Source organism: Falsiroseomonas oryzae (genome assembly GCF_027856955.1).
GTDB classification, from domain to species: Bacteria; Pseudomonadota; Alphaproteobacteria; order Acetobacterales; family Acetobacteraceae; genus Falsiroseomonas; species Falsiroseomonas oryzae.
Map to the genome: position 1 here is coordinate 1 of NZ_JAPSMD010000271.1, position 7,416 is coordinate 7,416.

Below are 7,416 nucleotides of genomic sequence, written 5' to 3' on the forward strand. Positions count from 1 at the left end.
CGCCGCTCCGCATCGCGCGCGCCCGGGCGCGGGAGCGCGGCCGTGGCCGGGAGGCGACGGCGCCGGGCGAGATCCCCGCGCGCGGCTGGCGCGACATCCTGTGGCGCGTGCTCTGGGCCATCCCGGACGACCGGGTGCTGTCCACCGCCGGCAGCGTCGCCTTCTTCGCGCTGCTCTCGGTCTTCCCGGCGCTGGCGACCGTGGTCTCGCTGTATGGCCTGTTCGCCGATGCGGCGAGCATCCGCACCCACCTCGCGCTGCTGGACGGGCTGGTGCCCGACGGCGTGTTGCTGCTGGTCGGCGACGAGCTCACGCGTGTCGCGCGACAGCGCGGCGACGCGCTGGGCATCGCCTTCGCCACCGCGCTGCTGCTGTCGCTGTGGAGCGCCAATTCCGGCGTCGCCGCGCTCTTCGATGCGCTGAACGTGGTGTACAAGGAACGCGAGCGGCGCAGCCTGCTGCGCTTCTATGGCACCACCTTCCTGTTCACGCTCGGCGGCGTGCTGTTCGTGCTGACGGCGGTGGCCGCGGTGGTGGTCCTGCCGGTCGCCTTCGGCCTGCTGGGCCTGGCGACGCAGGCGGAGCGGCTGATCGCGCTGCTGCGCTGGCCGGTGCTGCTGCTGGCGATCATGCTGGCGCTGTCGCTGGTCTATCGCTTCGGGCCCAGCCGCCGCGTCGCGAAGTGGCGCTGGGTGACCTGGGGCAGCGCCGTGGCGGCGGTGCTGTGGATCGTCGGCTCCGCGCTGTTCTCCTGGTACGTGGTCAGCTTCGACAGCTACAACCGGATCTACGGCTCGCTCGGCGCCGGCATCGGCTTCGTCAGCTGGATCTGGCTGTCGGTCGTCGTCGTGCTGGTCGGCGCCGAGCTGAATGCCGAGATGGAACACCAGACCGCCACCGACACCACGGAAGGCCGCCCGAAGCCGCTCGGCGCCCGCGGCGCGGTGGTGGCCGACACGGTGGGGGAGGCGGTGGTGGAGCGCGACGCGCCCTGAAAGCGCGGCCTCAGCGCGGCGCGGCCAGGTCCTCGATCAGCGCCTGCACGCGCGGCAGGTACTCCGCGACGGGCATGCGCAGGTTGGACTGCACCAGGATGAACTTCCGATGGCCGCCTTCGGCGCGGCACTCCGCCAACTGCGCGTCCAGCGCATCCATCGTCTTCACGTTGTAGACCCAGCTCTCTGGCGGCGTGTCCTCGACATGGTAGCCGACGTAGCCCTCCAGCACGCGGGTGGCCCAGCCGAGCAGATCGTATTCGCTGGGGAAGCTTTCGCGGAAGAAGCGCACGCGCCAATCGGTGTGACGCGAGTCCAGGTGGCGGCGCAGCGCCTGGCCGGTGCGCGTCAGGAAACGCGGCGCCTGGTGGATGTAGTTGAAGGCCCGGGCGGGCTCGAGCAGCGGTGCGCCGACTAGGATCTGTCGGGCGATCTCGAAGGCGAAATCCTCGTAGCTGGCCGCCGGTGTCTCCAGCAGGCGCAGCCGGCCGTCGGCGAAGAAATCCGCGGCCTCCATGCGGCCGCACAGCACGAGGTCGGAATCCAGGAACACCGCGGCGTCGTGGGGCAGGCGGCAGATCGCCTCGAGCTTGATGACCTGCTGCAGCTTCCAGCCCGTGAAGGGGCGCGCGCCCAGCTTCAGCCGCCAGCCGATCCGCTCCGCCACGCGGCCGCGCCAGGACCGCCAGAAGCGGCGTTCCGCTTCCACGGCGGCGGGCAGCAACTCGGCGGTCGGCACGATCTCCAGGTTGCGCTCCTGCCCGAAGCGGTCGCGGAACTGCGCGCAGTCCTCGGTGTCCACATAGGCGATGTGCGGGATGTCCGGCGAGAACAGCGCGAGGGAGCGGCGCAGCAGCGCGAAGCGCTCGATGTCGGGCGCGAAGCTCGGGGTCACGTAGCAGAGGCTGGGCACGGTCATCGGGCGCGCACCCAGGTGCGGCGCGGCTCCGGCCGGTCAGGTGAGCAGCGCAGGGAACCCCTCCTCGACGATGCGGCGATAGCGTCCGGCCAGCGCGGTCACCCGGCGCGACTCCCGCGCCGCGTGCAGGGCCGCCACCTGCCGGGCGTAGCGGCTCCCGTCCATGTCGCGCAGTATCGCCTCGACCGCCGCCTCGAAGCCGGCCTGGTCGTCGCAGAGCGCGCCGATGTCGCCGTATTCGGCGAAATACTGCTCGGAGAGCGGCACGCGGGAGACCAGGACCGGCTTGAGCCAGGTCAGCGCGTCCAGCAGCGCGCCGCTGGCCGACAGGTTGTAGTAGTCCTCCCGGAACGGCAGCAGCACGTAGTGCAGCCCGGCGAGCCTTTCGGTGAACTCGGCCCGCGACAACTGGCTGTGCGCCGGCGGATGCGCCAGCGCGGACAGGCGCGGATCGTCGGTGCCGTCCATGGCACGGCCGACATGGACGAATTCGACACGGTCGCCGAACCGCGCGCGCAGCCGCGTCGCCACGCCCAGGAAAAGGTCGAAGCCCTTGGCGGCGCTACCCAGGCCGACGAAGCCGATCCGCACTGGTCCGGCGAGGCGCGGATCGGCCGTGGCGGCGACCTCCGCGGTGTTGACGGGCAGGGGCAGGACGTCGGTGCGCGCGGCGACCGCGGGCAGGAGCCGGGCGAGTTCGGTCCGGATCGCCTCCTCCAGTACCAGGAAGCGGGTATGGACGGGCAGGGCGGCCTCCAGCGCGGCGCGGGTGTCCAGCGCCCGGGCCAGCGGGTTGCGCGGGCGCCAGCCGAAGGCGTCGTTCAGGTTGCCGTGCAGCCCGACCTGCACCGCGCAGCGCCGCCCGGCCAGCCGGCATGCCCAGGAGGCGGCGAAGACGCTGGTGCAGGTGGCTGAGATCAGCATGACCAGGCACGGCTCGTTCCGCGGCGCGGCGGCCAGCGCGGCACGGATGGTCTGCCATTCGCCGACCAGCCGGGACAGGGAGACGATGTGCGGGCGGCCGCGGTAGCGGTCGGAGAGGGCGATCGGCCTGAAATCCAGGTTGCGCAGCCCCGTCAGTTCCGGGTCGCGCTGCAATTCCTCCAGGTGCGACGGCTCGGCATGCATCACGACCCGCTGGCTCGGCCAGGCGCGCGCGATGATCTGCAGCGTCGCGCTGTTGCCGGGCGCATGGGTCGTGCCGGTCCAAGTCGTCTCGAAGACCAGGATCATTGCACGTGGGAGCCCCGTCCGGCTGTTCCGTGTCACCTATAGCGCGTAACCCCTTCGCACGGAACGAGACGGCATGCCACCCGATGTGCAGGGCGGATCACGCCCCGGCTGGGCAACCTGCCCATAGTCTCCCGCTTGAGGTGCCCCGCGTCGCCGCCGCATCCTGGCCGTGCGGTGTGGTGCCGCCGCTTGGGGGACCGGATGGTGGGACTTGCGAAGGGGATTGCGCCGGTCGCGCTGGCGGTGCTGCTGGCGCTGCTGCCGGCGCCAGAGGGGCTGCCGCAGCACGCCTGGTACTTCACCGCGATCTTCGCCGGCGTGGTGCTGGCGCTGGTGCTGGAACCGATACCCGGCGCCCTGATCGGGCTGGTCGGCGTGACCGTGGTGACGGTCCTGGCGCCCTGGGTCCTCTATGCCCCAGACCAACTGACCCGGCCGGGCTTCCGGGCGGCCAACGCCGCCCTGTCCTGGGCGCTGTCGGGCTTCGCCAACGGGACGGTCTGGCTGATCTTCGCTGCCTTCATGTTCGCGCTGGGCTACGACAAGTCGGGGCTCGGCCGGCGAATCGCGCTGCTGCTGGTCCGCGCACTGGGGCGACGGACGCTGACGCTGGGCTATGCCATCGCCCTGGCCGACCTTGCGCTGGCGCCCTTCACGCCGTCCAACACCGCGCGGTCGGGCGGCACGATCTACCCCATCGTGCGCAACCTGCCGCCGCTCTACGATTCGAAGCCGGACGACCCGTCCGCGCGGCGGATCGGCGGCTACGTGATGTGGACGGCCATCGCGGCCACCTGCGTCACCTCCTCCATGTTCCTCACCGCCCTGGCGCCGAACCTGCTGGCGGTGGAGCTGGCGGGGCGCACCGCGCGCGTGACCATCACCTGGTTCGAGTGGTTCCTGGCCTTCCTGCCGGTGGGCCTGATCCTGCTGGTCGCGGTGCCGCTGCTCGCCTTCCGGCTCTACCCGCCGGAGGTGACGCGCGGCGAGGAGGTGGTCGCCTGGGCCGGCGCCGAGCTGGCGCGAATGGGCGGCCTGACCCGGCAGGAGGTCACGCTGGCCGTGCTGGTGGTGGTCGCGCTCGCGCTCTGGGTGTTCGGCGAGTCGTTCATCAACGGCACGACGGTGGCGCTGGCGGTGCTGTGCGGGATCGTGCTGACCGGCGTGGTGAAGTGGGACGACGTGCTGGCCAACCGGCAGGCCTGGAACACGCTGGTCTGGTTCGCCACGCTGGTCGCGCTGGCCGGCGGGCTGGCCCAGGTGGGCTTCGTCGCCTGGTTCGCCGGCAAGGTCGGCGGGCTGGTGGCCGGTGTGCCGCCGACCACGGCGCTGGTCGCGCTGGTGGTGGTGTTCTACCTCGCCCACTACGCCTTCGCCTCGGTCACTGCGCATGTCACCGCGCTGCTGCCGGTGATGCTGACGGTGGGCGCGGCGGTGCCGGGGATGGACATGAAGGCGCTGACGCTGTGCCTGTGCCTCACCCTCGGCATCATGGGCGTGCTGACGCCCTACGCCACGGGGCCGAGCCCGGTCTACTACGGCAGCGGCTACCTGCCCTCCGGCGACTACTGGCGGCTGGGCGCGATCTTCGGCGCGATCTTCCTGCTGGTGATGCTGGTGGTCGGCGTGCCCTGGGTCCTCGCCATCACCTGACGGCGCGGGCGTATTCCTCGGGGAAGGCCGCCAGCGAGCTGGCCAGCACGGTCGCGGCCCCGTCCACCAGCCCGCAGCGCCCGCTGCCCGGCAGCAGCGCGGCCAGGTTGCGCAGCGCGTCCAGGTCGCCCGGCCGGCCATGCCCGGCCTCGATCCGCGCCAACAGCCGTGCCACCTGGAAGGTGCCGACCTTGCAGGGCGGGCACTGCCCGCAGGAGGAGGCGGCGAAGAAGCCGACATACTCCGCCGTCTTGCGCAGGATCGAGGTGCCCTCCGACACCACGATCATCGCCCCGGTGCCGAGGCGGGAGCCGCGCGCGCGCAGGCTGTCGAAATCCATCGCCACGTCCAGGTCGCGTGCCGTCAGCAGCGTGTTGGACGGCCCGCCGGTGAACACCGCCTTGAACGGCCGGTCGCCCAGCATCCCGCCGCCATGGCCGAAGACGAGCTCGCGCAGCGTGGTGCCCATCGGCAGTTCGTGCAGCCCGGGCTGCAGCACGTCGCCCGAGAGGGAGAACAGCTTGGTGCCCGGCGCGCCGCGCCCGAGTGCGCGGTACCACGCCGCGCCGCGCGCCAGGATGTGCCCGGCCTGGGCCAGCGTCTCGACGTTGTTCACCAGCGTCGGCGCGCCATGCACGCCATGCTCGGCCGGGAAGGGCGGCTTCAGCGCGGGGAAGGGGAAGCCGCCCTGCACCGAGGCGACCGCCGCCGTCTCCTCGCCGCCGATGTAGAGCCCGCTGCTCTCCACCACGCGCAGATCGACGGCTGCGCCGATGGCGGCGGCGACGCGCGCCAGCAGCGCATGGCCCTGCCAGGCGGCGACCGCTTCCTGCGTCGCGGCCAGCGCCGCCGCTTCCCGCGGGTTCACGTAGAGCACGACCTGGCTGGCACCCGTCGCCAGCGCCGCGATCAGCGCGCCCTCGATCACCTGGTGCGGCGTGCGTTCCAGCAGGAAGCGGTCCTTGAAGGTGCCGGGCTCGTCCTCGTTGCCGTTGCAGATCACCCATTTGCTGCCCGCCGGCTGGTCCGCCACCGCGCGCCACTTGCGGTGGGTGGGGAAGCCGGCGCCGCCCAGGCCGCGCAGGCCCGCCTGCTCGATCTCCGGGATGATCGCGGCAGGATCGGCCAGCGCGCGCTCCAGTCCCGCGCCGCCGCCGGCGGCGAGATGCGCGGCGAGGTCCGGGCCGACCTGCAGCGCCGCGGCGGTCAGCACGCTCATGCCGCCTTCCTCCGCAGCGCCGTCGCCAGGTCGAAATGGCCGTAGCCCGGGAAGAGCAGCGGTGCCTTGGCCGAGAGCGGCAGGCCGGCGCCGATCAGCGCGCGCCGCCAATCTGCCAGGTGCCCCACGCCGACGCCGCGTTCCTGCTCCGACCGGGTCTCCGCGGCGGCCGAGGCGCCCGCGCGGCGGCCGAAGGCGACGAGTTCAAGCAGCGCGTTGCCCATCAGCCGGTTGCGGCCATGGATGCCGCCCGTCGCCTCGCCGGCGCACCACAGGCCGGCCACGCCGGTGCGGCCCTCGGTGTCGATGGCGATGCCGCCGTTCTGGTAGTGCAGCGTCGGGCGCACCAGGAAGGGCTCGGCCGCCGGGTCGAAGCCCGCCCGATGCGCCAGGTGCGAGAGGGTGACCAGGCGCTTCCTCAGGATGCCCGGCTGCGCCTGTTCCAGCGCAGGCGTGTCCAGCAGCACGCCGGCCTGCCCCTCCCGCTCCGCGCCGCGGCCTTCCGCCAGCTCGCGCAGGATGGCGGCGGCGACGACGTCGCGTGGGGCCAGCTCGTCCACGAAGCGGAGCCCCTCGCCGTTCAGCAGCTGGCCGCCGGCGGCGCGGGCGGCCTCGCTGATCAGCGTGCCGGCCAGGTGCGGCGGCCAGGCGATGCCGGTCGGATGGAACTGGAAGCTGTCCATTTCGCGCAGCGCCGCGCCGGCGCGGTAGGCCAGCACCAGCCCGTCCGCGGTCGCGCCGTAGTGGTTGGAGGTCGGGAAGCCAGACAGGTGCAGCCGGCCCGCGCCGCCGGTCGCGAGGACCGTGGCGCCGGCGCGCGCCAGCAGCAGGCGCCCGCGTTCCAGGTCCAGCAGCACGGCGCCGGCGCAGCGGCCGCGCGCATCGGTCAGCAGCTCCACCGCCGGGTGGCCTTCCAGCACCTCGATGCCGGCCGTCAGCAGCAGCGCCTCCCGCAGCACGCGCATGAGCTCGAGGCCGGTGAAGTCGCGATAGGACAGCAGCCGCGCGGCGGTGGCGCCGCCCGGCTTCTTGCGCATCAGGTGGCCGCCGATGCGCTCGCCGGGGTGGCCGTCCTCTTCCTCCAGGTCGAAGGACATGCCCTGGCGGATCAGCCAGCGGATCGCGTCCGGACCATCGGAGGCCAGCGCCGCCGCCAGCCTGCGGTCGGCGGCGAAGTGGCCGGCGCGCAGCGTGTCCTCGTAGTGGCGCTGCAGGCTGTCCTCGGCGCCGATGGCAGCCTGGATGCCGCCCTCCGCCATCACCGTGTTGCCGTCGCCCATGCGCAGCTTGGTGGCGACCAGCACCCGCGCGCCGGCGCGCGCCGCGGTCAGCGCCGCGACGCAGCCGGCGCCGCCCCCGCCGATCACCAGCACGTCGGCGTCCCGCGTCGCGCAGCC

General features: G+C 73.0%; 6 protein-coding genes. 2 read left to right on the plus strand and 4 right to left on the minus strand.

Features of this window, described 5'->3' with window-relative positions; translation table 11 throughout:
- Positions 1-995 (plus strand): YihY/virulence factor BrkB family protein (locus tag OZN99_RS21205; protein ID WP_333779758.1); only part of this gene is annotated, 995 nt, incomplete at its 5' end.
- Positions 996-1,005: 10 nt separating this feature from the next.
- On the opposite strand, the gene OZN99_RS21210 is transcribed toward OZN99_RS21205, so the two are convergent.
- Both OZN99_RS21210 and OZN99_RS21215 read right to left on the minus strand, forming a co-directional pair.
- Complete coding sequence (locus tag OZN99_RS21210) at positions 1,006-1,914, minus strand: DUF6492 family protein (protein ID WP_270937242.1); 909 nt, start codon at positions 1,912-1,914, stop codon at positions 1,006-1,008.
- 36 nt (positions 1,915-1,950) lie between these two features.
- Entirely contained in the window at positions 1,951-3,147 is a 1,197-nt protein-coding gene (locus OZN99_RS21215; RefSeq protein ID WP_270937243.1) for a glycosyltransferase family protein, read from the minus strand.
- Between the two features lie 201 nt (positions 3,148-3,348).
- Here OZN99_RS21215 and OZN99_RS21220 point away from each other — a divergent pair, with 201 nt between their 5' ends.
- Positions 3,349-4,800: a DASS family sodium-coupled anion symporter gene (locus OZN99_RS21220; protein WP_270937244.1), complete on the plus strand. Its 1,452-nt coding sequence runs from the start codon at positions 3,349-3,351 to the stop codon at positions 4,798-4,800.
- On the opposite strand, the gene OZN99_RS21225 is transcribed toward OZN99_RS21220, so the two are convergent.
- Complete coding sequence (locus OZN99_RS21225; protein WP_270937245.1) at positions 4,793-6,019, minus strand: complex I 51 kDa subunit family protein; 1,227 nt, start codon at positions 6,017-6,019, stop codon at positions 4,793-4,795. The genes OZN99_RS21220 and OZN99_RS21225 overlap by 8 nt on opposite strands.
- Positions 6,016-7,416, minus strand: a 1,401-nt coding sequence (locus tag OZN99_RS21230) for an FAD-dependent oxidoreductase (RefSeq protein WP_270937246.1), incomplete at its 5' end; no start/stop codon positions are given. The genes OZN99_RS21225 and OZN99_RS21230, both read right to left, overlap by 4 nt.

Bases quoted from the DNA above. Each gene is read 5' to 3' on its own strand.
- OZN99_RS21210 (WP_270937242.1), bottom strand. From the start codon at position 1,914: ATGACCGTGCCCAGCCTCTGCTACGTGACCCCGAGCTTCGCGCCCGAC.
- OZN99_RS21215 (WP_270937243.1), bottom strand. From the start codon at position 3,147: ATGATCCTGGTCTTCGAGACGACTTGGACCGGCACGACCCATGCGCCC.
- OZN99_RS21220 (WP_270937244.1), top strand. From the start codon at position 3,349: ATGGTGGGACTTGCGAAGGGGATTGCGCCGGTCGCGCTGGCGGTGCTG.
- OZN99_RS21225 (WP_270937245.1), bottom strand. From the start codon at position 6,019: ATGAGCGTGCTGACCGCCGCGGCGCTGCAGGTCGGCCCGGACCTCGCC.